The sequence below is a fragment of the Bacillus sanguinis genome, assembly GCF_018332475.1.
GTDB lineage: Bacteria > Bacillota > Bacilli > Bacillales > Bacillaceae_G > Bacillus_A > Bacillus_A sanguinis.
The window spans coordinates 1-22700 of record NZ_BOQB01000126.1; the positions used below are offsets into that span (position 1 = coordinate 1).

General features: G+C 35.4%; 24 protein-coding genes and 1 tRNA gene. 6 read left to right on the forward strand and 19 right to left on the reverse strand.

The features are described 5' to 3' along the window. The first annotated feature begins 51 nt into the window (after window positions 1–51). Both KI369_RS15055 and KI369_RS15060 read left to right on the forward strand, forming a co-directional pair. Window positions 52–564 (forward strand): cysteine hydrolase family protein, encoded by a 513-nt coding sequence (locus tag KI369_RS15055; protein WP_212956503.1) that lies wholly within the window; start codon window positions 52–54, stop codon window positions 562–564. 428 nt (window positions 565–992) lie between these two features. Beyond that, window positions 993–1283 carry an ArsR/SmtB family transcription factor gene (locus KI369_RS15060; protein ID WP_000894375.1) on the forward strand — a complete coding sequence of 97 codons (291 nt, stop codon included), beginning with the start codon at window positions 993–995 and terminating at the stop codon, window positions 1281–1283. Between the two features lie 143 nt (window positions 1284–1426). Here the strand turns inward: KI369_RS15060 and KI369_RS15065 are convergent, their stop codons facing one another. Continuing rightward, window positions 1427–2539: a class I SAM-dependent methyltransferase gene (locus KI369_RS15065; RefSeq protein ID WP_212956504.1), complete on the reverse strand. Its 1113-nt coding sequence runs from the start codon at window positions 2537–2539 to the stop codon at window positions 1427–1429. A gap of 9 nt (window positions 2540–2548) precedes the next feature. After that, entirely contained in the window at window positions 2549–3178 is a 630-nt protein-coding gene (locus tag KI369_RS15070; protein ID WP_000871244.1) for an MBL fold metallo-hydrolase, read from the reverse strand. A 170-nt stretch (window positions 3179–3348) separates the two neighbouring features. Here KI369_RS15070 and KI369_RS15075 point away from each other — a divergent pair, with 170 nt between their 5' ends. Then, entirely contained in the window at window positions 3349–3522 is a 174-nt protein-coding gene (locus tag KI369_RS15075) for a DUF2759 domain-containing protein (protein WP_000524846.1), read from the forward strand. 80 nt (window positions 3523–3602) lie between these two features. Here KI369_RS15075 and glcK read toward each other — a convergent pair whose 3' ends face one another. The 14 genes from glcK to KI369_RS15145 form a co-directional block, all read right to left on the reverse strand. Then, window positions 3603–4586: a glucokinase gene (glcK, locus tag KI369_RS15080; protein WP_048531179.1), complete on the reverse strand. Its 984-nt coding sequence runs from the start codon at window positions 4584–4586 to the stop codon at window positions 3603–3605. A 19-nt stretch (window positions 4587–4605) separates the two neighbouring features. Next, window positions 4606–4806, reverse strand: coding sequence for a YqgQ family protein (locus KI369_RS15085; protein WP_000253699.1), 201 nt, complete (start codon window positions 4804–4806; stop codon window positions 4606–4608). 103 nt (window positions 4807–4909) lie between these two features. Further along, complete coding sequence (locus tag KI369_RS15090; RefSeq protein ID WP_212956505.1) at window positions 4910–5488, reverse strand: 5-formyltetrahydrofolate cyclo-ligase; 579 nt, start codon at window positions 5486–5488, stop codon at window positions 4910–4912. Window positions 5489–5592: 104 nt separating this feature from the next. Continuing rightward, complete coding sequence (gene rpmG, locus KI369_RS15095; RefSeq protein ID WP_001265616.1) at window positions 5593–5742, reverse strand: 50S ribosomal protein L33; 150 nt, start codon at window positions 5740–5742, stop codon at window positions 5593–5595. A gap of 69 nt (window positions 5743–5811) precedes the next feature. Further along, window positions 5812–8166, reverse strand: coding sequence for a sugar phosphate nucleotidyltransferase (locus KI369_RS15100; RefSeq protein ID WP_212956506.1), 2355 nt, complete (start codon window positions 8164–8166; stop codon window positions 5812–5814). A 381-nt stretch (window positions 8167–8547) separates the two neighbouring features. Further along, window positions 8548–9204, reverse strand: a complete 657-nt coding sequence (phoU, locus tag KI369_RS15105) for a phosphate signaling complex protein PhoU (protein ID WP_212956507.1) — start codon at window positions 9202–9204, stop codon at window positions 8548–8550. 166 nt (window positions 9205–9370) lie between these two features. After that, window positions 9371–10186, reverse strand: a complete 816-nt coding sequence (gene pstB / locus KI369_RS15110) for a phosphate ABC transporter ATP-binding protein (RefSeq protein ID WP_000226681.1) — start codon at window positions 10184–10186, stop codon at window positions 9371–9373. Between the two features lie 28 nt (window positions 10187–10214). After that, window positions 10215–11081 carry a phosphate ABC transporter permease PstA gene (gene pstA / locus KI369_RS15115; protein WP_212956508.1) on the reverse strand — a complete coding sequence of 289 codons (867 nt, stop codon included), beginning with the start codon at window positions 11079–11081 and terminating at the stop codon, window positions 10215–10217. Between the two features lies 1 nt (window position 11082). Beyond that, window positions 11083–12033: a phosphate ABC transporter permease subunit PstC gene (gene pstC / locus KI369_RS15120; protein WP_212956509.1), complete on the reverse strand. Its 951-nt coding sequence runs from the start codon at window positions 12031–12033 to the stop codon at window positions 11083–11085. A 27-nt stretch (window positions 12034–12060) separates the two neighbouring features. After that, on the reverse strand, window positions 12061–12978 hold the full coding sequence (gene phoX / locus KI369_RS15125) for a PstS family phosphate ABC transporter substrate-binding protein (protein WP_212956510.1): 918 nt from the start codon (window positions 12976–12978) through the stop codon (window positions 12061–12063). A 329-nt stretch (window positions 12979–13307) separates the two neighbouring features. Continuing rightward, complete coding sequence (locus KI369_RS15130; protein ID WP_212956511.1) at window positions 13308–15428, reverse strand: peptidoglycan D,D-transpeptidase FtsI family protein; 2121 nt, start codon at window positions 15426–15428, stop codon at window positions 13308–13310. A 109-nt stretch (window positions 15429–15537) separates the two neighbouring features. Beyond that, window positions 15538–16815 (reverse strand): MFS transporter, encoded by a 1278-nt coding sequence (locus KI369_RS15135; protein WP_212956512.1) that lies wholly within the window; start codon window positions 16813–16815, stop codon window positions 15538–15540. A 118-nt stretch (window positions 16816–16933) separates the two neighbouring features. After that, window positions 16934–17545: a superoxide dismutase [Mn] gene (gene sodA, locus KI369_RS15140; RefSeq protein WP_137012761.1), complete on the reverse strand. Its 612-nt coding sequence runs from the start codon at window positions 17543–17545 to the stop codon at window positions 16934–16936. A 221-nt stretch (window positions 17546–17766) separates the two neighbouring features. After that, window positions 17767–17840 (reverse strand) — tRNA-Ile (locus KI369_RS15145). A 242-nt stretch (window positions 17841–18082) separates the two neighbouring features. On the opposite strand from KI369_RS15145, the gene KI369_RS15150 reads away from it, so the two are divergent. The 3 genes from KI369_RS15150 (at window position 18083) to ispG (ending at window position 20552) form a co-directional block, all read left to right on the forward strand. After that, window positions 18083–18841, forward strand: a complete 759-nt coding sequence (locus KI369_RS15150) for a DUF1189 domain-containing protein (RefSeq protein ID WP_016086261.1) — start codon at window positions 18083–18085, stop codon at window positions 18839–18841. Window positions 18842–18912: 71 nt separating this feature from the next. After that, complete coding sequence (gene yqfZ, locus KI369_RS15155) at window positions 18913–19278, forward strand: protein YqfZ (RefSeq protein WP_212956513.1); 366 nt, start codon at window positions 18913–18915, stop codon at window positions 19276–19278. Window positions 19279–19442: 164 nt separating this feature from the next. Further along, the gene (ispG, locus tag KI369_RS15160) at window positions 19443–20552 is read left to right on the forward strand and encodes a flavodoxin-dependent (E)-4-hydroxy-3-methylbut-2-enyl-diphosphate synthase (protein ID WP_122950842.1); all 1110 of its coding nucleotides are present in this window, start codon (window positions 19443–19445) and stop codon (window positions 20550–20552) included. 80 nt (window positions 20553–20632) lie between these two features. Here ispG and KI369_RS15165 read toward each other — a convergent pair whose 3' ends face one another. Genes KI369_RS15165 through KI369_RS15175 form a run of 3 tightly spaced genes read right to left on the reverse strand, consistent with a single transcriptional unit; the run spans window position 20633 to window position 22663 of the window. Continuing rightward, the gene (locus KI369_RS15165; protein WP_001054512.1) at window positions 20633–21046 is read right to left on the reverse strand and encodes a Fur family transcriptional regulator; all 414 of its coding nucleotides are present in this window, start codon (window positions 21044–21046) and stop codon (window positions 20633–20635) included. A 13-nt stretch (window positions 21047–21059) separates the two neighbouring features. Further along, the gene (locus KI369_RS15170) at window positions 21060–21893 is read right to left on the reverse strand and encodes a metal ABC transporter permease (protein ID WP_097819263.1); all 834 of its coding nucleotides are present in this window, start codon (window positions 21891–21893) and stop codon (window positions 21060–21062) included. Beyond that, window positions 21893–22663, reverse strand: a complete 771-nt coding sequence (locus KI369_RS15175; RefSeq protein WP_001059649.1) for a metal ABC transporter ATP-binding protein — start codon at window positions 22661–22663, stop codon at window positions 21893–21895. Before KI369_RS15175 ends, KI369_RS15170 begins: the two co-directional genes overlap by 1 nt. Between the last annotated feature and the right edge of the window lie 37 nt (window positions 22664–22700).

The window sequence follows — 22700 nt, forward strand, 5'->3', positions numbered from 1 at the left end:
CCAAGTAATGAATTAATTGATATATTAAAAAGTTAAAAAGGGGCAAAAATAATGGATACTTGTGCAGATGTTTTAATCGTTATCGATTTACAAAATGGAGTATGTTATAGCGGGGAGCATTTATTCGATTTACAAAATCTACTTACAAAAGTAAATAAAAGAATTTCTTTATACAGAAAATCAAATAAACCAATTCTTTTCGTTCAACATTGTGATGATGATTTAGTACCTGAAAAAGATCTTTGGGCTATTCATACCGACCTAGATGTTCAGGAACGAGATTTTTTTATAAGAAAAACACATGCCAATTCATTTTATAAAACAAACTTAAAAGAGATTTTAGAACAATTATCTGTACATCGTATTGAATTTTGTGGTGCCCAAACAGAGTACTGTATGGATGCTACAATTAAATTTTCCCATGGACTAGGATACGAAAACTTCATGGTACAAAAAGCTACCTCTACGTTACATAATTCCTTTATGTCCGCAAAAAAGACAATTGATTTTTATGAGAATATATGGAACCACAGATTTTTAAAGCTGATACACGATGAACTCTAGCATACGTAACCAACAGCTTAATCATTCTAAAATTTATCAGCTAAACTCAAACATTTCATTTTCACCGTAAAGACGCTGATTACATTCATCTTCTTTTAACCTGTTTTATATTCTATATATATCATTACAATTCCTTTGTCATATTATTTTAAAAATTTTGTATATTCATTTGAAAGAATAAGAAAATCATGGTAAGATTGTGTTACAAATATATCTATATCTTTCAATTTTTAAAACGCATCTAAATTTTCACCCAAAATTGTCATTTTACAAAACCGTGCTAAATCATCTACTTTATTTACATCAGGGTCTCTTTTCTTACAATTCCTTTACTTTAGGACTTTTTTTCTGCAACAACTGTTTTCTTTTCTTTAATTTTTTGGTATGTATAGTATGGTATAACAGCTCACACGGAGGTGGAAAAGAACATGTTAGAAACCTTTCAAAAAGAAATTGAACTATATGAAAGCAATGCAGAATTATTGAAAGTACTTGCTCATCCTGTTCGCTTATGTATTGTAAAAGGATTAATTGAACGTGGTCCAAGCAACGTTTCTACAATGTACACTGGCTTAAACATGCCACAATCTACAATTTCACAGCATTTAGCAAAGTTAAAAAGTGCTAAAATCGTTTCAAGTGAAAGAAAAGGATTGGAAATTTATTACAAAGTAGAAAACGAGACAATTATTCAACTCGTTCGCGTATTATTGGGTTAGGGACTCATAAACAGAGAAAAAGGACGTATTCTATATTTTTCATCTCATATCTTTAATATAAATATATATCATGAGAGGAAATATATGATGCTACATAAGTCGTATTAAAAAACAAGACACAGAAATATGCTGTGTCTTGTTTTTTATATTTTCAAATACCGATTCAAGTGTAACTGTTGCATATGTTTCGTATGTATAACAACATCAAATGCACTCCCTAATCCTCCGCTCAAAATCATAGAACGAATTGCACGATTTTGTTTTTGAATTTCAGAAAAAGGATTTCTATCTTGGTGACCCGCAAGCTGATCTAATATTCCTGCTGCTAACAAAAATTCAGATTGCTTCTTATGCCATACTGTATGCATACCTTGCAGGCTAAACATCTCTTTCAGTTCGTCCCAATGAATATGAGTAGTAAGATCCATTTCACCTGGATGCACTAAAGGATTTCGGATTAACTTATGCTCGTAATACCCTCGTAAACTTCCTTCTTGATGTGCAGGATGCATCCATTCTTCTTTTGTATATCCATAATCAACTGTAATACATACACCTCGTTGAAACCATTTCGCTATTTCTTTTATATATTCTTCCATTGCAAGTGGCACTTCAAAACGCTGACCTTCAACAAGATGAATATTATATTTCAATAAGTATCGACCAATGCTTTTTTGTAACGGTCTACATACTTCTGCAAGGTTCCCTTTCTCTGTGTACGTAACACGTACTTCATACAATATTCCATTTCTCTTCTCAATTACTTCAACAGGAAACGCATCAAATAACTCATTCGAAAAAAGAATCCCTTCGAACGATTCTCCCATTTCACTATGCGACGTATAATACGACACATTAGAAAACGAACAAAGATTTTTCTGCTGTAATTTTCTATGAAAAGGGCTCATTTCAATCATTGAATAGTTTAAATCCATAAAGGTTTCTGGAGATAATTGCTTCCACTCTTGTAAAACATCATAGGCAAACCTTCCTGTTCCCCCACCAATCTCACAAATATTCGGAGCAACTTCACCATTTTCAACAAGACGAATAAAAAACTTAGCGAAAGTTTTTGCAAAAACGGAGGATACGTTGCTACTTGTAAAAAAATCCCCTTTTCTTCCGATTTTTTCACGTTCTTTCATATAATATCCATGTTCCTCTGCGTATAATGCGAGGTTCATATATGTGCTGTATGAAATTGAATAATCCTTCTCTTTCCCCATCCATTCTTTTAAAATGAGCTCCATTTCCATACTAGCTCCTTACTGTAAAAATGGATTATTTTCTTTTTCAAAACCAATGCTTGTTTCTGGGCCATGTCCACATAGCACCGCTGTTTCATCTGGTAATACAAATAATTTTTCTTCAATACTTCCAATCAATTCAGCAAAACTTCCACCAGGTAAATCTGTTCTTCCGATGCTCATTTGGAACAATACATCTCCAGAAAATACAGCATTCGCCTCTTTACAGTAATAAGAAATACTACCTGGAGAATGTCCTGGCGTTTCAAAAATTTCAAAATTAAATGAGCCAATTGCTAATGCACCTTCTGCATCAATAATATGATCTGCTGGTTTTGCTGTAATGCTGCGATTCATCATAAAAATTTGAGAACCATTTACAGTTGCATCGCCTAACCAATCTGCTTCTTCTTTATGTACATACACAGGAATATGAAAAGCATCTCTTACCGCATCAACAGCGCCAATATGATCAAAGTGAGCATGTGTTAATAAAACAGCTAGTGGCTTTAATTGTTCTTCTTGTAAATATGTAACGAGCTTCTCTCCTTCGTGACCAGGATCAAAGATAATACACTCATTTTGATCATTCGTTAAAATATAAGCATTCGTTTGTAATGGGCCTAACGGCATTTGTATCCATTTCATATGAAAATCTCCTCCAATTATTAAACTTACTTTCAATGATACAACATTTTTTTCTCTTAGGAAAAGAAAGGATGCTATCTCGACAATCATTTTTAAAACATGTACAATATAAAAGAGTTAATATTCTAAAAACTCATATTTAGGAATGGGTAGACAGAGGAGGATATTGTATGGGCCTTGTTATTATTTTTGCATTAGTCACTCTGTTAGCTGTATTTGCTACGCTTAGAACACTTCGTGAAAAGAACTTTTTCGCAGGCGGCTTTGCAATTGCAACTGTACTCGTTTTCGGATGGTTTACAATTATGACTGTTCTATATAACGGGTACCCACCAGCAGCTTAATTCATTTACATGTTATTCTTCATCAAGATCTCACACAAAAAGAGGAAGGGGTTCCCCTTCCTCTTTTCATAGTTCACAACTTATATCATCTTCGCTTCGTATTTGTGCTTTTTTACAAGCCAAGCTCCTCCGATAACACCTGCATCGTTACCAAGTGTTGCAATCGCTAACTTCGTGCTCTTTACAGCACGTGAGAAAGCATATTGCTCGAAATAACGTTGAATTGGTTCTAATAGTGCATCTCCAGCTTTAGAAACGCCTCCGCCAATAACGATTTTCTCTGGGTTCAACGTGCTAGAAAGGTTCGCTACAGCTAAACCTAAATAAGAAGCTACTTTTTCTACTACTTCGCCTGCTAGTTCATCACCTTGTCCATGTGCTTCAAATACGTCTTTTGATGTAATACGCCCTTCTTCTGCTAACATAGAACGTAGAACACTTTCTTTATCAGTCTCTTGTATTTTTTGCATAGCCACACGCACAATACCTGTAGCAGATGCTACAGTTTCTAGGCAACCAGACTTCCCGCAATTACATGGGAAAGCATTCTCTGTAACGACTGTAATGTGTCCGATTTCACCAGCAGCACCGCTTACGCCGTGTACAATCTCACCATTGGCAATTACACCGCCGCCAACGCCAGTACCAAGAGTCATACAAATTAAATCTTTCGCTCCTTCACCAGCACCTTTCCACATTTCACCAAGCGCTGCTAAGTTTGCATCATTATCAATAACAACAGGTAATCCTGTTTCTACTTCTAATAAATCTTTTAACGGATAGTTTTTCCATCCTAAGTTAACCGCTTCATAAATCATTCCAGACGCCACGTGTACAGGACCAGGAGCTCCCATACCAATACCGATTAACTTACTTTTTAATTCGCCTAACTCTTCTAACTTTTTATCAATAGCTTTCGCTACATCAAGTGTAATATGTTTTCCTTGCTCATTTGTATTCGTAGGGATTTCCCACTTATGTAAAATTTCACCGTACACATTAATAAATGCTAATTTAATCGTTGTACCACCAAGGTCAACACCAACTAACCATTTCTCTTCCATGTTGCTTACCTACCTTTATCTAATTCTTATTTAGCTCTTTTTGAATTTCTTGCTTCAATAAAAATAAAGCTGTTTGATAGTCTTGTGGATCGATTAGCTGTGATTGATTTAATTCACGCAATTCATCTTGCATTAATTGTAAATCTGCAATTCGATCACCGGTATAAATAATCGTACCAAATTTCTTTAGCAATTGCTGAATATCATAAATAGATACCATTTTATCACCCTCTATGCTCACTTACTATAAAAAATTATAATAAGAAAACGTTCACATATTTTATTATAATCAAGAAGAAAAAGTCTCGTCAATTTTTATTTGTCTATACAAGCCCATTTTTAACCATTGTTCCTTTTTCTGTAATAATTTTTTCTACATTTTTATCAAACGGCTCTACTGGAATATGTTCTACCATTTGAAAACTATAAGCTAATGATAGCGTTTTCCCTTTATAATGCACGAGGTAACGATCATAATAGCCACCACCATATCCAATCCGTTCTCCTCGCGCTGTATAAGCTACGCCAGGCACGATTTGAAGATCAATTTCATCTGCATTTACTTCCTCCGTAAGCGCTGGAATTGGTTCACGTAAATTCATATACACTGTTTCTAATTGATCAAAATTAATTATTTGCCTAAAGGACATTGTTCGTGTTCCTTTATTACATTTCGGAACAACAACTTTCTTTCCCTCTTCCCAAGCTTTTTCGATAATAGGATATGTATTCACTTCATTTTCCATTGAGAGAGTGATTCCGATTATTTTAGCTTCAGCCCACTCTTTTTGCGCATACAACGAAAATGCAATTTGCTCTGATAAAGTTGTATACCGTTCTTCTGATAAAGAATTCATGTGCTCTATTATTTTTTTACGTAAACGTAGTTTCTCTTCTCTCACACATTTTCCCCCTCACAGTGATACTTTTCTCTACGATGATAGTGTATCATTTTTAACGGAGGAATCGAATAAAAAAAGAAACAGTAGGAAAATATTCCTACTGCTTACTTTGTTTCACGGTGTAACGTAGACTTCTTGTCACGCTTGCAATACTTTTTAAGCTCGATACGCTCAGCGTTGTTACGTTTGTTTTTCTTTGAGATATAGTTACGATCTCCGCATTCTGTACATGCTAGAGTAATATTCACACGCATTCTTATTTCCCTCCAGTACTAATAACTTAAATCAGACTATACTATAATACCACTTTTAAAATAAAAATTCTACACCTTTTGATATTGTCTAATTTTTTCTATAAGATTTTTCATGTTTTCCCTTGCTATTACTGGGTTTCTAGCATGTGAATACACTAAAAATTTCGGTTGTTTTGTGTCAGAAACGATATAAGACCACTCTTTTTCGGTATATTTGAACTGTACTCCTTCAAATATACCGTCTTCCTTTCTTTCCATATCAGCCAATAATTTCCTCATCACTTTCCCTTTTTCATTCCATGAACATACAACTTCATCGCAAAGTAAATAAAGCGGAGGCGATTGCTCTACTATGCTGAGAAATGTTTTTCCCTGCATGGCTATTAGCTCAAATAATTTTCCTATTCGATATAAAATATCTCTCTTCCATCTCGCTTGAAACGACTTCTTTCCATCCTGTGTATAAAATAGAAGGTAACATTCTCCTAATTTCAAAGACATTGGATAAATATTTCCTGTCGATTCAAGTAATAAATCTGGAATATCTACCTCTTCAAAATCTGTCCCTTGGTAAATATTACTATGATTATCATATAACTCGAAATAATTTCCTTGCTCCGAAAACATAAGTGCCATATTTGCTTTACTTGATTTCATCAAGGCTTTCACATGATCCTTTTGTTCACCCGCATAAATCCACGTAACTGTGCATCCAAGCCTTTGCAAAAAGAGCATAAGTAAATTTTGTAACATATCATTTCTTTTATTAATAAGAAGATGAAATTTCTGTTTTTGTATTTTCTCAATATCAATGCGTTCTAGTACAGCATCTATATAATCATGTAAAGAAACGTGGACTAGCTTATTCCGTCCCATTTCCTTCTCACATACGTAATAAAACGACTCAGACATATATACTTGTTCTATCGCTTTTTGCTGCTTATACGTTAATTGTACCCCATCCTTACCATATAACTTTATAACAACCTCTTTTTCATTTTCCACTTGTATGAAAACCCCACCTGCACATTGCAAATCCTGAATACTATACTGAAAAAGTGACTCGTTCATTTCTTTGCATTCCATCGTATGAACCCCGATACCATGAATCGCATGCAGAAAGAGATTTTTATAAGAAGTCGTTTCTATATGTTCTTGACTCCCGATTAATATACTTTCTCCTTTGGCAAAAAGAGATCCATACGCCATCGCAACCTTTACAATAAATTGAGGAGTGATCTCAACATTACCTCTTCCTACAATACGGCTTTTTTGCAACCACCCTGCGCTCTTTTCACTTTCTTGAACACCAGCCGATCCTACTACCGAATAGCTGTCAATCGCCTTATATGGCCATAGTTTTCCCTTTTGCTTAATTACCGTACTTTTCCCTATATGACAATGATCCGCTACAATGCTTTTTTGAAACAGTGTAACATCATCTTCCACCATTGTATGCTCTCCTATTGTCGTTTCTAATAGCTCGCAATACTGCCCAATGTGCGCATTTGCAAAAACAATACTTTTTTGAAGATGAGAATAACTTGAAACAATACTATTTTTCCCGATAATAGAGTACGGCTCAATTACAGCTCCAGCACCAATCTTTGCTCCTTCTCCAATAAAAGAAGGGCCGTGAATTTTCGTTCCTTTTCCAATCGTCACACCTTCTCCCATCCATACCATCGGTAATACTTCCGTATAAGGAATAGGTACTTGCAATTTTTTCGTTAACAAATCAAATTGTGCTTGTCGATATTGATCAAATGTACCGATATCTAACCAATAACCTTCTGATAAATATGCAAATAATGCGTTCTTATTTGCCAATAATGGAAACACATCTTGACTGAAATCAAAAAATTCTCGGGGCGGTATGTAAGAAAAAATTTCTGGCTCCATAATATATATACCTGTATTCACAAGATTAGAGACTACTTCATTCCAGCTCGGTTTTTCTATATATCGTGTAACCTCTTGTTCTTTGTTCATTACAACTAAACCGAATGAGAGTGGGTTTTCTACTTCCTTTACAAACATAGTTACCATTCTTCTCTTTTGTTCATGAAACGTAATTCCTTCTGATAATTGAAAATCAGTTAATGCATCCCCGCTTATGACAACAAACGTTTCATCCAAAAATTTTTCCGCTTGTTTAATACTCCCTGCGGTTCCAAGCGGTGGAGAGTCTTCAAAGTAGTACAAGTTAACGCCCCATTTGCTACCGTCACCAAAATATTGCTTAATGGCTGTACTCATATACTGAACAGTAATTGCAATCTCACGAATACCATGCTGACGTAATAATTCAATATTGTATTCCAAAACTGGCTTTTCTAATAATGGCAACATCGGCTTTGGAGTATTACATGTTAATGGTCTAAGGCGTCGTCCTTTTCCTCCAGCTAAAATAACCCCCTTCATATACTTCAGCCTCCACTTATATAATGTTCAGTAACTTCCTATACGATATGTATATTATCTACCCCGCATTAACTAGCAGTATAAAATGAAACTTTAATTAGTAGGGATTTTGCTCCATCTCCCACTGATGATTCCCTCTGGCCAATCGGGCTTTGACAGGAGGTAAAACTCCCTATGTCCATTTACCTTTTAAACCCCACAAAAGAAAGCGCTTACGGTTAACTCGATAACATATTACTTATTAAAACGAATAATATATATGTCCTATTTTTTCCATTACATTATGATACATCTTATCATCATAAACTAAAGGAAACAACGAGCTTTTTTTGTCATGTTTTGACTAAAAAAAGCAGGTGATGTTTCACCTGCCTTTTTTCTTTATTCATTTAATAAGTAATGCTTTCCTTTTACTAAATAAAAAACATTTTCTGCAATATTTGTAATATGGTCTGCTACACGCTCAATATATCTCGCTACAAACGATAATTGTGTAATTTGTGTAATTGCTTCTGGTTGCTCTGGAACTGAAGATATAAATTCACGAATCGCTTTCCCATATATTTCATCAACTGAATCATCCATTTCAGCAATTTGTTTTGCAAAAGTTAAACTTTCTTGCTCATACGCTTCTAACGCTAACTGTAACATCTTATTTGCAATTGCAAACATTTCATCAAGATTGTGCAAACTAACAGCCACTTCTTTTCCCCCAAGGCGGATTGTTGATTTCGCAATGTTAACTGCATGATCTGCAATACGCTCTAAATCTGTCGCTGTTTTAATTGAAATGAAAATCCTTCTTAAATCACTCGCTACAGGTTGCTGCTTCGTAATAAGCATAAGCGCAAGATCATTTATTTCCTCTTCTAAATTATCCATACGATAATCGCCATCTATTACCTCTAACGCTTTCTCTACATCCCTTTTATGAAGACCTTCCATAGCAAGCAATAAAGCTTCCCTCGCAAGCTCTCCAAGCTCAATCACCTTTTGCTGTAACATTTTTAAATCACATTGGAATTGTTCTCTTACCATTGTTTCTTCCCCCTCAATATTATGTGCCATTATATATAGATCTGCTACCTATCCTACTTGTAATAAGTGTTAAGATAGGAGAAGTATTACTTCTCTAATTAAATGAGGTAAAAATAAGAAATACCCTCTTTTAAGAGGGTATTTACTCTTATCCTTGCTAGCGACATCAACCGAATCGGCCTGTAATATAATCTTCTGTACGCTTATCTGAAGGTGTCGTAAATAATTTATTTGTATCTGTATATTCCACAACTTCTCCACTTAAGAAGAAAGCCGTTTTGTCTGAAATACGTGCTGCTTGTTGCATGTTATGCGTTACGATAACGATACTAAAGTCTTTCTTTAACTCTTGAATTAATTCTTCTACTTTTAATGTTGAAATTGGATCTAGTGCCGATGTTGGCTCATCCATTAAAATAACGTCTGGTTCAATCGCTAAACAACGTGCGATACATAAACGCTGTTGCTGCCCACCAGATAAACCGTATGCATTATCATGCAAACGATCTTTTAACTCATCCCAAATCGCTGCTCCACGTAAACTTTTTTCAACAATTTCATCCAATGTTTTCTTATCACGAATACCATGAATTTTTGGGCCATATGCTACATTTTCATAAATAGATTTCGGAAATGGATTTGGCTTTTGGAACACCATTCCAACATGAGTTCTTAATTCTTCAACTGGATATGATTTATCAAATATATTGCGCTCTCTATATTCAATTACACCTGTAGTTCGCACAATTGGTACTAACTCTACCATACGATTTAATGTTTTTAAGTACGTTGATTTACCACAACCACTTGGCCCGATAATTGCTGTAACTTCATTCTCATGAATGCTTAAGTTAATATCTTTTAAAGCATGGTCTTCTCCGTACCATAAATTTAAGTTTTTCGTATCAAATACTACTTTCTTTGGCGCAGTCTCGATTTTCTCCTCGTTTTTCACCTGTACATTTACTACTGTTGCTACCATTTGAATTCCCCTTTCATCCATTTCCAACTTATTTTCGATTTCGTAACCATAAGACAAATATATTGATAAAGAGCAATAAACCTAACAAAACAATCATCCCAGCAGCTGCTACATACTGAAATTCTTCTTGCGGTCTACTCATCCAATTAAAAATTTGAATTGGTAAAACTGTAAATCTATCAAACATACTAAATGGAACATAATTTGCAAATGCAAGTGCCCCGATAACTAATAACGGTGCCGCTTCTCCAATCGCCCTTGATATCGCTAACGTACAACCCGTTATAATCCCTGGGAAAGCATAGGGCAATACAATTTGATACATCGTTTGCCACTTCGTAGCACCTAATCCGTAAGAAGCTTCTAATACTGAACTTGGTACAGATCGTATCGCTTCTTGACTCGCTACAACAACTGTCGGTAAAACGAGTAAACTCATCGTCAATGCCGCCGCAATAATACTCTCACCTAAATGAAGAGCATATACAAAAATAGTTAAGCCGAGTAATCCAAATACAACGGAAGGTACTCCTGCTAACGTTTGATTATTAATTTCTATTACCTTTTTAAATATAGATTCCTTTGCATATTGCTCTAAATAAAGAGCAGTTCCGACTCCAAATATAAAGGAGACTGGTATAACAATACTCATAAATAATATTGTTCCTGACAAAGCTGCAGCAATCCCAGCCTCTTTCGGATTACGCGAAGCGAAGTTTGTAAAGAAATCTAACGAAAGATAACTTATGCCTTTTTCAAAAATTTGAAAAAGCAAAATAAGCAGTATTACTATTGAAAATAAAATAGCTATATAAAATAACATTTTGTAAACTCGATCTTTAAAAAAACGTGATGCCATATTTTCTTGTATCTTTTTATGATTCAACATTCGCATATTATGTCATCCTCCTAAAGCGGCGCATAATAAACTGCGAAATGATGTTCATGATAAAAGTAAATAAGAATAACGTTGCGCCTACAGCGTACATGCTGTAATAAGTAATTGTTCCATGCGGAGCATCACCTAAACTCACTTGCACAATATAAGCTGTTAGCGTTTGAATAGATTGTGTCGGATCGAGCGATACGTTCGGTGTAGATCCCGCTGCAATTACAACAATCATCGTTTCACCAATTGCTCTGGAAGCAGCTAATATGATTGCCGCCATAATCCCTGTAAAAGCCGAAGGAAACACGACTTGTTTTACCATCTCAAACCGAGTTGCTCCAAGTGCTAACGAAGCTTCTTTCGTCCCTTTCGCTACAGCTCTCATCGCGTCTTCAGACAGAGACGCAATTGTGGGTATCATCATAAAGCCAATAACAATACCTGGACTAACCGCATTAAAAAACTGTAAATCTGGTATAATCCGTTGTAAAAGTGGTGTGACAACTGTTAAAGCAAAAAAACCATATACAATTGTCGGGATACCTGCTAGTAGTTCTAACATCGGTTTTAATACTTTCCTTGCACCGTTCGAAGCATATTCGCTTAAAAATACGGCACACGCTAAACCGATAGGAATTGCTACGAACATGGCAATTGCTGTTACAAGGAACGTTCCACATATAAGTGGTAATATACCGAATTTAGGATTTTCAAAAAAAGGTAACCATTCTTTTCCCGTCAAAAAGGAGAGTAATGGTATTTCTTGAAAAAACATCAATGTTTCATTTGCCAATGTGAAAATAATTCCAAGTGTCGTTACAATAGACACGCTAGCAATTATTTTTAGTAATAATGGAACGATTCGATTGATTCGCTGCGTTTTTTTTCTTTGTTTTGTATTTCTTTCAATCAAATGTTGTACAGAAAATGTAATTTGACTTTTGTCATTATGAGCCAAAGATGAAAACCCCTTTCCACCCTGACATTACCTTTTTATTTCTGTTAACATCCGCAGCTGTTCATTGTATTTTTCTTTTGGTAGTTTTACATATCCAACCTCTTCAGCGAGATCACCCACATGTTGAATCATAAACTCAATATAATTTGCTACATTCATTTTATTTCGGATAGATGCATCATTCACATAAGCAAATAGCGGCCTAGATAACGGCTTATACTTACCTGATTGAATGGTATCTTTCGTCGGAAGTACACCATTCACTTTTATTGCTCTCACCTTATCTCGATTGGCCATATAATAAGCATATCCTACAAAAGCAATGGCATTTTTATCATTCATTACCCCTTGCATAATAACTTGATCATCTTCAGACAAAGAGACTTTTTTTACAATGCGACTATTTTGTAAGATGACATTTTGAAAATAATCATACGTACCAGAGTCTACACCTGGCGCATAAAACTTCACCTGTTCACGTGGCCATGATGAATGAATTTGTGACCATCGCTTTTCACTTTCATCTTCACTCCATAATAGACGTAACTCGTCTACCGTTATATTGTCTACCCAAGTATTTTGACGATTCACAACGATTGTAAGACCATCGTAAGCAACTTCAAACGGTGTAAACTGAATGGAGTTTTTCTTCATTTCATTTTCTTCCACTTGTTTCATTGCTCTCGAAGCATTATTTATATCTACTTCGCCTTTACTGAAACGATTAAATCCTCCTCCTGTTCCAGAAACACTGATAGAAATTTTCACGTTTAGATGCACCTTTGTATACTCCTCCGCTACTGCTTCTATAATAGGAAAAACTGTTGAGGATCCATCAACTCTCACTTCTCCCATTTCATTCACAGCAAATGCAGTAGACGTGCCAACATAAAGGAAGCATGTCGACAGCATGAAAACTTTAATCGATGCATTTATCCATTTCACGTGTTCTTCCTCCTAGAAGTAACCGGAAATAACAGGATTACAGATATAAGAATACTGCTAAACTATTAATTCGGTTTTAATTGTTTGTAAAAGTTTTGTAAAGTTCCACAAGAATCAACATTAGGTAAAACTTTACTCCGTAGCCATTTTTCATCTTCACTGATGATTAGTTCATAAAACCGTTTTCCTCCAGAGGGATGCATAAGTATCATTTGTGAGGCCTCTTAATTTTTCGATATGATATGCTTGTCCGCTTTATTAAAACGTATGCATGAACCATAAAAAAAAGCACACTATCTTTTCAGATAGTGTGCTTTTTTTACAACTTTTTATTCATCATCTTGTTCTTTATTTTTCTTATCTATTTCATCTTTAGTAGCTTCGCCATTTTCTACTTTTTTCAAATCAAAGTACGCGTCCATAATGTCACGGCTAATATATCCGTTAATACCTGATTTATCATCTACCCAAGGTACAACAACAGAAAATGCTACTTCAGGGTCTTCAAGTGGCGCATAACCTACTAATGTTAAATTATATGTTTCTTTACGCTCACCGTTTGCCTTTTTACCAATCTCTTTATCTCCGCCATACACTGTTTGAGCTGTACCTGTTTTACCAGCAGCTTTATATGGTGCACCTGTAAAGTATTTCGCAGCTGTGCCGCCAGAATCGTTAAATACTTGTCTAAACCCTTCCTGAACACGTTTAATTTGTGATTCAGGCATATCAATACGATTTAGCACTTTCGGTTCCATTGAATGAACAACTTTTCCAACTTCGTCTGGTTTCACTGCCGGTTGGCTAATTTCCTTTACAACTTGCGGCTGCATACGGTAACCACCATTTGCAATTGTTGAAACATATTGTGCTAATTGAAGTGGTGTATACGTATCATACTGTCCAATTGATAAATCTAATAGGAAACCTGGCTGATTTCCTCTACCTGTTTGGCCCGCAGATTCATTTGGTAAATCAATTCCTGTTTTCACACCAAGTCCAAACTGTCCGAAATAATAACGCATCGTATCAAATGCTTTTTGTGGTATATCTAACGTACCACCTCTCACATATGGAACGCCTGCGATATTCATCGCTGTTTTAAACATATATACGTTAGAAGACATTTTTAATGCTGTTAAATCATTAATATATCCCATCGTCTTCCACGAAGATTTTTGTGGCGTTCCCTTCAATCTGATTGGTTCATCAAGTTGAACTGAACCTGGTTGAATTGCATTTGTTTGATATCCTGTAAGTACTGTCGCACCTTTTACAGTTGATCCCATCGGATAAGAGCTTGTCATCGTTCCTAATGCGAAATCTTGTACTTTCGTTTCGCCATTTTCTTCCACTAACTGTTTCCCTGCCATAGATAAAACTTCACCATTTTTTGGATTCATCATTACAACGAATGCACGATCTAAATAGGGTTGTCCACCTTTATATCTCAATAAATTTTTAGTGATAATTTCTTCTACACGCTTTTGTAATTCCATATCAATTGTTAAATTTAGATTATTACCACTTTGCCCTTTTGATACATTAATCGTTTCTAAAATATTACCGTTTTTATCTGTAACATTTCTCACTTCCGCTTTATTACCGTGCAAACTATCTTCATATTGCTGCTCAAGATAACTTTTCCCTACGCGGTCATTTCGATTATAATCACGAACAAGATAGTAATCTAGTCTTTCTCTAGGTAAACCTTCATCAGACGTTGACACCCCGCCAAGTACACTTCGGAATAAATCGTCATAAATATACTTTCGATCCCAATCAACATTCGTATCTACACCCGGTAATGTTGCTAGATTTTCACTAATAATCGCATATTCTTGTTCTGTAGCATCCTTTTTAATGACTTGTGGCGTCATCGCATATCCGCCGTCCATTTTGCTTTTAATCGCTAGTACTTCTAAATCTTTTGCGGATAATTGATTCACTTCTTCTTCTGTCACGCGATTTCGTTGACGCTCATCTAATTCTTTATCGTCAATTTTTTTATCTTTTAACTCTTGACGATCTTTATTTGTAATTTTTTCTTTAGCTTCCTCTTTGTGCATAGCAAGCCAATAGTCTTTTTTATCGCGATCTGTTAATTTATCTGTCGGTACTTCAATCAAATCTGCTAGCTTTTCCGCTGTTTCTAAGCGAGCCTCTGCAGTTGATCCTTTCATTTTTGTAAATGTAATCGTACGTACAGCTGCATTATCTACTACAGCTCGCCCATAACGGTCAAATATTTTCCCACGTGGTACAGGATTACTTATCGTCGAGTTCTCTTTCCTCTCCACTTCATTCTTATATTCCTCACCGCGAACAATTTGTACATATCCAAGCCTTACAATAACCGCGGAGAACATTAAAAACACGCAGAAAAACAGCACGTTTAACCGAAAAGGAACGTGAGTCTTTTTCTTTTGTTGTTTCTGCTTCTTGCTCATACAAACCCCCTCTACCAACAGCTATGTAATGTGAAAGGGACACCTTCATACAGGTGTCCTCACTGCTGTCTTACATCTTTTTCTATTCTAGCATAAAACAACCGAGAAGTTAACCTTCTGGTTCTGTTTGATTCTGCGTGGTCCCTTGCGTTACAACACTTGTTTTACTCGCATTTCCCTCATTATATTTGACATTTTTAACAGCAAAATAAATAAGAAAATGTCCTGCACCTAAAATACATAATAAGTAAGGTAAACTTTTTTCAGGCGGAAAGAATAGTACAGCACATAAAAAACTTAAAATCGAACAGATTCTTCCTGCATTTAACCATAATTCCCGAACAACTACATATTCTACACGCCACTCTCTCGCATTTTTCGCTCTACCAATTACATCGTATGTCATGGACCCGTACGGAACGAGCAAAATAGGGTATGCAATCGCGATACACGCTGCATAAATAAGTAATTTTGCGTATGTAACGTTGAATATAACTAAAAATACGACAGCATATAAAATAATGCCTCCAAGCAAAATTGCTTTTTTCCGCCACTCTTTCTTTAACATACGAGTGACTAAATAGTAACATACAAATGATACAGCAGAATTTACTAAGCTATATTTCCCTAAGGCGAGTTCGCTATCAGTCGCTAAATACACGTACACTGAAATAACAAAAATAAACGTCCCCTCTCTCAGCCCTTGAAAAAAATGAGCTCGTGTAATTCTTCCCCAATTTTTATCAATCTGCCGCTCTTTCAATACTTCTACAATTTCATACCGTCCTTCACATTCTCTCTTAGATACAAAAAAGCTTAAAATGACAGCAATTGCAAATAAAACTAACGAAAGAAAGAATATGACCGTATAGCCACTCCATTTTTCCATACGTGAAATTGTGTATCCAGCTGCTATCGGTCCAATCATGCCAGAGAAGGATGTAAGAAGTCCAAGAAATCCATTAAAGAAATCTCTTGTTTCTGGTTCTGTAATCTCAAATGTTAATAAGTTAAACGCGAGCCAGTAAAAACCATATCCGACTCCTAAAAGAGCCCCCATTAATAAAATATAGTGAGAAGCGCTTTTTCCCGCTACTAAAACAACGATAAAAAAAACAGCCAACGTGCCTACGCCTATTCGTAACAAGATTGAGCGATCAATACGTTTCGCTAATTTCCCACCTATAAGAAATGTGAGAGGCTGTAATACAACGCTGGCCAAATTATACAAGCCAAGATTCACATAATTTTGTGTTTGTTTCCATAAATAAATGTTAACAAACGTATTCGATAAAGAAATTGCGAGCGTGTATAAACCTCCAATAAGGAGCAATAACACTAAATCCCGATTCACTTCAACGTCACCAATTATATGTTTCCACTTCATACACAACTCTCCTTTACTTCATGTTCTAGTCTTCCAAAGACAAGCCCAATTATGTAAAAGGAAAGCATAGAAAAAAAGCTAGGAGCATGCTCCTAGCTTTTTTCTATCGTTATTACAATTATTTTGCTTCTTGGTAACGTTTTTCAGCAGCGTTCCAATCTACAACGTTCCAGAATGCACCGATGTAGTCTGGACGACGGTTTTGGTAATTTAGGTAGTAAGCATGTTCCCAAACATCTAAACCAACAACTGGAGTTTTACCTTCAGTTAGAGGAGAATCTTGGTTTGGCGTGCTTGTTACTTCTAATTCACCATTATTTACTACTAACCAAGCCCAACCAGAACCGAAACGAGTTGCGCCAGCTTTTGCGAATTCTTCTTTGAATGCATCAAAGCTACCGAATTTCGCTTCAATTGCAGCTGCAAGTTCACCTACTGGTTGTCCGCCGCCGTTTGGAGATAAGATTGTCCAGAAGAATGTATGGTTAGCATGTCCGCCACCATTGTTACGTACTGCTGTACGGATTGCTTCTGGTACTTCGTTTAAGTTTGCAACTAATTCTTCTACGCTTTTGTCAGCTAATTCTGCATGACCTTCTAAAGCAGCGTTTAAGTTTGTGATGTACGTGTTATGGTGTTTTGTATGATGGATGTTCATTGTTTCTTTGTCAAAGTGAGGCTCTAAAGCATCATACGCATAAGGTAAATTTGGTAATTCGTGTTTTGCCATTGTTATATTCCTCCCAGTTTATGTATTGCCACTTAAGTGACATACAACTTCATTCTACCCTAATTGCCATAGGGTGCAAACAAATAAATCACATTGTCTTGCTATCATTAAAGTAGCAAAATTCCCACTTCTTTTCAATTAAAATGCTCATATATTTCATAAAAAAAGCTCCCTTCTACAAGGAAGCTTCCTGCTGACGTAATAAACATGCGAAATGGGTATGGACCCTGTAGGACTCGAACCTACGACCGGACGGTTATGAGCCGTCTGCTCTAACCAGCTGAGCTAAGGGTCCACAATTATGTATGTAACAATATATCAAATAAAGGAATTCCTATCGGATATATCCTTTAAGAAATGTAAGATAAATTTACCATATGGAAAAGAAAAGTGTCAATTGTATTTTTCTCATTTAAAAGAAGAAAATTAATAAAAAGAAATTTAGTTATCTCCACTATATGTAAATATAATATATCTTGAGATTCTCTAGATTCCTACGTTACAATGATTTTATACATACATAAAGGAAGTGAATCTATGTCCATATTTACCCAATTAGCCAAAAGCGTATATTCGCCTAAAGATATGGCGCTATTCCGTTTTCAAAAAATCGGAAAAACCATTTTGTATATTATGCTACTTTGTCTAATCACTACTATCCCAAGAACATTCTTTTACGGTAGCTTTATCCAAGATAGTGTTACTATGGTAAATCAAGCAATTGAAAAAGATTTACCTGATTTTAAAATCGAAAATGGTGAACTAAAAGCTGATATTGAACAACCTATTCAAAAAGAAGAGGGAGATGCTCTTTTCGTATTTGATCCCAATACAACAGATATAGAAAAATATCAAAACAAAACTGGTTTATTTATTTTAAAAGATAAAGTAGTTTCTATAGGAAATGGTCAAACACAAACATACTCTTATAATGATTTATTAGGAACATCTCTTGAGAAGAAAGATTTGCAAGATTTCATTTCTGTATTCGATAGTATTTACCCAATTTTACTAGCCGTTATTGGTGTGTTAGTATACCTATTCCAATTATTTATTACTTTCTTAGGAATTACTTTACTTGCGTTTATAGGTTCTGCTATGAGTGGTCAACGTAAATTGTCTTATAAGCAAGTATGGACGTTAACTGCTTACAGCTACACAATTCCAACAATCTTCTTTATGATTATGGATTTATTCAAGATCGTTGTACCCGGTTCAACATTCATTTATATCGCAGTTGTTTTAATTGTTCTATACTTAACGATTAAAGAAGTTCCAAAACCGAAAGAGAAATAAGAACAAAAAAATGCCTAAATAGGCATTTTTTTTTTGGACAAGCATATATTCCTAGCAAAGGAGTGAAGAATATGAAGAGATTAGGTATATTCTTATTCGTGCTTGTTCTTGGTTATATATTTTATTACGATATAAAAATCGGCACTTTACCGATGTTAAGTTCATATAAAAAAACAAATGCGGCCGAAACGATAAAACAAGAAAGTACAAATACAAAACAAAAGAAAGAGAACAAAGCAGAAAAAGAAACAGATGTCACTTATAAAACAATTGAAGTCAAGACAGGTGAGACAGTTCTTTCTATTACCGAACAAATTAACAAGAAAAAAATCCCTTCCATTGAAAAAGTAATTGATGACTTTAAACAACTAAACAAAAGTACATCTGCTACAAAAATACAAATTGGAAAGTCTTATAAATTCCCCTTATATCAATAAGCAATCACTTAATCCTTGTCAATTACATAAAGGCGCTGATACAATAGTAAAAGTGAAACCGAGTACTTCGGTTTCTATAGCCCTGTATCACGTATACTATCATTGATATGAGGGACTAAATAAGAAACTTCTTTTATAAGGAGAGCGATCTATTCGTGAATGAAATGACTCATCGTACAAAAACACGTCCAGTTAAAGTCGGTAATTTAACAATTGGCGGTAATAATGAATTAATTATACAAAGTATGACAACAACAAAAACACATGATGTTGAAGCAACAGTTGCTGAAATTAAACGTTTAGAAGAAGCTGGCTGTCAAGTCGTGCGTGTTGCTGTTCCAGACGAACGCGCGGCAAACGCTATTGCTGATATTAAAAAACAAATCAACATTCCACTTGTTGCTGATATTCATTTTGATTATCGCCTTGCTTTAAAAGCAATTGAAGGTGGCATTGATAAAGTACGTATCAATCCAGGTAACATTGGTCGTCGCCATAAAGTAGAAGCTGTTGTAAATGCAGCAAAAGAACGCGGTATTCCAATCCGTATCGGTGTAAACGCAGGTTCATTAGAGCGTCACATTTTAGAAAAGTACGGATATCCAACTGCAGATGGTATGGTCGAGAGCGCCCTACATCACATTAAAATTTTAGAGGACTTAGATTTCCACGATATTATCGTATCTATGAAAGCCTCTGATGTTAATTTAGCAATTGAAGCATACGAAAAAGCTGCACGAGCTTTTGATTATCCATTACATTTAGGCATTACAGAATCTGGAACATTATTTGCTGGAACTGTAAAAAGTGCCGCTGGTCTTGGAGCAATCTTAAATAAAGGCATCGGAAATACACTACGTATTTCATTAAGTGCTGACCCAGTTGAAGAAGTAAAAGTTGCGCGTGAATTATTAAAGTCATTCGGCCTTGCATCTAATGCAGCAACACTTATTTCTTGCCCAACTTGCGGTCGTATTGAAATTGATTTAATTAGCATTGCTAACGAGGTGGAAGAATACATCTCTACACTGAAAGTACCAATTAAAGTTGCAGTACTTGGCTGCGCTGTAAACGGTCCTGGTGAAGCTCGTGAAGCTGATATCGGTATTGCTGGTGCACGTGGAGAGGGATTATTATTCCGTAAAGGGCAAGTTGTTCGTAAAGTACCAGAAGAAATCATGGTAGAAGAACTGAAAAAAGAAATCGACGTAATCGCTGCTGAAATGGCTGCTGAACGAGAAAAAGAAAAAGAAAAAGAAACACAAGAACAATAAAAAGAAGGTTGCCCACAATATTTGTGAGCAACCTTCTTTTCTACGTAAAAAAGCTCGTCAGTTATATAACTGACGAGCTTTTATTTTGCACATTTTGGACAACGGCCGTATATTTCAAACTTATGACCGGTTACTTCATAACCGTTAAAATCTTTATTCATAAAATCCATCGGGCAGGAAGTAATCTCTTTCGTTCCCCCGCAATCTAAACAAATAAAATGATGATGATGTTCCATAATAGAACATGTAAAACGAAAATGTTTTTCACCATTTAATTCTGTTTGTTCTAAAACACCGATTTCAGCAAACACCGTTAAGTTACGATAAATCGTATCAAAGCTAAGACCTGGATAATCATCCTTCATATGCTCTAAAACGTCTTTCGCCGTTAAATAGCGATTGTGAGCTGCAAATAACCTGAGCATTTCTTCCCTTTTCCCAGTATGTTTGTATCCTTTATCTTTCATTAGGCGTAAAGCTTCTGTTAGATTCATATCTATCCCTACTTTATGCAGTTTTTTTCTTTTTCCATAAAATCGCACCAATTAAAATAAGAACTGCTATCATAACAATTGTACCACCTGGTGCTAGATCAAGTTGATATGAAGCAAACATTCCACCAATTACTGCAATTTCACCAAATAAAATGGAAAAGAAAATTGTTTGTTTAAATCCATTCGCAATACGAATACTTGCTGCAACTGGTAATGTCATTAATGATGATACGAGAAGAACCCCTACTACACGCATTGATACTGCAATGACAAGAGCAACCAATATAATGAAAATAAAGTGAATCCACTTTGCACTCAAACCAGTTGATACAGCGTATTCCTCATCAAACGATAGTAAAAATAACTCTTTGTATAATAAAGTAATCGTTACAATAACAACAATTGCTACAATGCCAATAATGATTAAATCTGTACTTGTTACAGCACTTACACTCCCAAATAAATAACTAAATAAATCCGTGTTAAATCCATTTGCAAGTGATATAAAAATAACCCCAATCCCCATTCCTGCTGAAAGAATAATCGGAATTGCTAATTCTTGATAATGTTTATATACAGTACGTAATTTTTCAATTAATAACGCCCCACCAATAGAAAAAACCATTCCCATATATAAAGGATTTAAAAATCCCCCTGTAAAAATTGTTTTTTCTAGTAGCAAACTTGCAGCAATACCCGATAATGTCACGTGACTTAATGCATCCGCAATAAGCGACATACGGCGAATGACAACAAATACACCGATAAGCGGCGCAACAAGTCCTATTAAAATTCCTGCATATAAAGAGTTACGTAAAAAGTCATATTGTAAAAAATCTTGTATCATCATATCCTCCCGTGATGCTCATGCTCGTGCTCTAAACGATGAACATGATGTCCATATAAGACGGACATTTCCGCATCCTCTAACTCTCGGAACTTTTCAACATTTCCATGAAAATGTAAGTGTTGGTTTAAGCATGCAACATGTGTTACCTTCTCAGTAACAGCTCCCATATCATGCGTAACGAGAATTAATGTAATTCCTAACCTTTTGTTTAAATCCTCTAATATCTCATAAAAACTTTCTACATTCTTCACATCGATTCCAACAGTGGGCTCATCCAAAATAAGTAATTCAGGATCACTAACGAGCGCACGAGCAATAAATACACGCTGTTGTTGTCCACCAGAAAGTTCTCCGATATTGCGCCCTTGAAACTCACTCATCCCTACATCAGCAATCGCTTTTTCTACCTTTTCCTTATCGTTTTTCGTGAAAAAGCGAAACAGCCCTTTTTTCGAAACGAGTCCCATTGATACAACTTCAAAAACAGTTGCTGGAAAACCAGAATTAAAGCTATTTGCCTTTTGCGACACATAACCAACTTTGTTCCATTCTTTAAACTTCTTACTATCAACACCAAACAAACGAATACTTCCCTGTTTTGGCTTTAAAACGCCTAATAAACATTTTAACAAAGTTGATTTCCCAGAACCATTTGGCCCAACTAAACCTAAAAAAGCTCCCTTCGGAACTTGCAAATTAATATCTTCTAACACATTTCGATCTTCATATCGAAATGACAATCCTTCTATTTCTAATATATTATTCATAGCATCTCACCTATTTTAATTAAGAATGATTCCGATT